The organism is Aquimarina mycalae (assembly GCF_029906345.1).
Lineage (GTDB): Bacteria > Bacteroidota > Bacteroidia > Flavobacteriales > Flavobacteriaceae > Aquimarina.
This window is the reverse complement of record NZ_JARYGY010000024.1, coordinates 1-2,917: the sequence shown is the minus strand read 5'-3', so window position 1 is coordinate 2,917 and position 2,917 is coordinate 1. Positions and strand designations below refer to the sequence as shown.

Here is a 2,917-nt window from a genome sequence, read left to right as displayed (position 1 = left end):
AGATTATTTTGATTATACCAGTTATAGGTATAGTTATTATCACCACCCGTTGGATTTGCAGTGAACCCAGCAGTATCATTACTACACAATACTTCTTCACCAGGAGTGATCGAAATAGTGACTTCCAGTTCGTTGAGTGTAAAAGTTTGATCTATATCACATCCATTGTCATCTGTTACTGTAACCGTATAACTACCATCAGAGAGGTTACTAATAGCAGCTAGAGTTTGACCTGTATTCCAGGAGTAGGTATACGGAGGTGTTCCTCCTTGTCCTTGTACAGAGATACTACCATCAGAGTTTCCTGCAGTAGGGCTGACAACACTTAAAGGGTTTATACTTACACTGGTAGTAGGTTCTGCTACGGTAATAATTCTTTCAGCAGTAGGGTTAATTACTGTACAGGAATTAGCATCTGTTAGGGTTAGGGTATAAGTTCCTTCGGCCAAATTGTTTATAGGGTAGCTAAGACTATTGTTAGGAATGTTATTGATGACTCTGCTAAATCCAGGATCACCACTTTTCGTCATAGTGATCTGGTATAGACCAGCTCCACCGATGATATCTAATACAATACTACCAGTGGCACCTCCTTTACAAAGTGCATCGATAGGATTGATATTTTGAATTTGAAAAACAGGTGGTTCATTAATAGTTATATCAGTAGAATTAATGACTACTTCAGGATTGGCATTATTTCTATTATCCGTAAGACGTACTCGATAAACTCCTGCGCTAAGCCCAATAACATTAAAAGTAGTTGTTGTCAAAGAAGAGGTATTCAGGATATCGCCTGTGGTAAGAAAGGTTCCAGCTCCATTATCTTTAAAGAGTTCAAATCTATAATCTGGTAATCCTCCTGAGGCAGTGATTGCAATCGTTCCGTTGGAGTTTCCATTACAATCTACAGGAGTAACGGTTGCAGGATTAAATACCAATTGATCAGGTTCCGTAACCGTAAAATTTCTGGATATACTACATCCTTCAGGATTATCAGTTACAGTCAGTGTATAGGTCCCTGCAATTAAGTTAGTAATATTTAATTGAGTAGAAGAAAATCCTGAGGGTCCTGACCAACTATAGGACAATGGAGGTGTTGTTCCTCCAGACACTGTAGGAGATATGCTTCCATTATTACCACCAAATACAGTAACATTTACTACGGGTGATGGTGTGTTTGCAATGGTGATTGCTGTGGCAGGATTAATGGTTTCTGTAACAGAAATGTTTCCTCCAGAAGTTCCATTGCAGTTATTGCTATCCTGTACTCGAATAGTGTAGGGGCCATCGGATTGATTCGATAGTGTTATATTATTTCCTGAAAAAGGAATAAAACTACTGCCATTGATACTATATTGATAAGATCCTGTTCCACCTGTGATCCCACTAATAGTTATACTTCCATTATTAGAAGCTCCCTGACCAGAAATACATGAAATATCTGTTTTAGAAGTATTAAAAGTAACTGCTATGGGAGAAGAAATTGTAAAGGTTAAAGGACTTCCGATTGGTGGTTCGACAGAACCATTCATGTTTAACTGATATTGCACTCTATATTGGCCAGCAGGTAAATTATCCCAAGTGAAAAAATATTGGCTACCTATTTGTTGAATTTCTGAACTTATTACATTTCTATCTTCCTGAGGTCTAAATGGATTTGTAGCAAATAAGTTAAAATTAAGCACATCTCCTGAATCAATAGTACGATCTAATTCCAAAGTGAATGATCCTCCAGTTAAACCATCTGCGCAATCAGTTTCATCTGTTGTAACACCTAATATTTTCGGAGAACAAGGAATAAAATTATATGTTAGAATCTCAGAATAGACATTGTTACTGGGTCTATTAGTATGCTTATACCTTATTCTAAGGTTTTCTCTAAGATCCAATCCATTGAAATCAGATCTTTGTATGTCTATACTCACAGGGTTTGGTCCATAAGGTAATAAAGTGTTCCAAGTAGTACTTGAACCAACTTGATATTCTAAGGCGTATAAAGGATTTCTTAAAGAACAGGTAATACTGCTCATTCGTATTGTTTTACTATCACAGTCAGGGATTGAATTATTCGTTGCACTAAAATTATTTAGAGACCTAATAGATTCTAATTCATAAAGTAAGAAATATGGAGAATTTAGATTAAAACAAGCAAAGAAAGGTTGTTGAAAGGGAAAACATTCAAAGGTGTCAAAGTTTAAGTCAGTTACAAAAGAATCATTACAAGAAGAGCCTTGAGGATAGAAATCTTGAAAAAGACTATAATTCATTCTATCTGCTCTTTGAGGAATTTCAATTACTCTATCACTGATATAAGTTTCTGGAGCTCCATTTGTTACGGTAGCAGCAAAAATTGGGTAAACTGTATTGCTTGAAGGAATTTTAAATCCTAACCTCCAATCGACAGTTGCAAAAGTACTCTGACCATTAGTTACGGTAACAGTTACATCGTATTCTGCCTTATATCTTACCTGAGCACTGGATATAGTGTTCAAAAGTAAAAACGTAATAATAAAAAATATTCTTTTCATTTTATTCCACAATAATCTTTCTCACATAGCTTTTTTCTGGAGTTTCGAGCAGTATAAAGTATATTCCTGAGGGTAGTATTCCTTCCAGATTAAATGGTATGCTATATTCGGTTTGTTGTTGATCTTGATGTTGATATAACAAGCTGTTATTAGCAATGCTAAATAGTTTAATATCAATAGGAGTTTGTTTATCAAAAGTAAGTTCAATTGTAAAGTTTCCTTTGGTAGGATTTGGATACATCAGGTATTGTTGCAATCCATTTTGGTTTTCCTGTTCTCTATCAAAAGCTGCTTCTCTAACAGAGATTGTTTTGGTAAAGAATGTTTCACAATCTCCGATAGTTGTTATTAATGTAATTTGATATTCTCCCGCTTGTTCAAATAATATT

General features: G+C 35.3%; 1 protein-coding gene and 1 pseudogene. Both read right to left on the bottom strand.

Features of this window, described 5'->3' with window-relative positions; genetic code table 11:
- Window positions 1-2,528: pseudogene (locus QBK95_RS22835) on the bottom strand (hypothetical protein); the annotation flags it as partial.
- A 1-nt stretch (window position 2,529) separates the two neighbouring features.
- Window positions 2,530-2,917, bottom strand: a 388-nt coding sequence (locus tag QBK95_RS22830) for a T9SS type A sorting domain-containing protein (RefSeq protein WP_280936880.1), incomplete at its 5' end; no start/stop codon positions are given.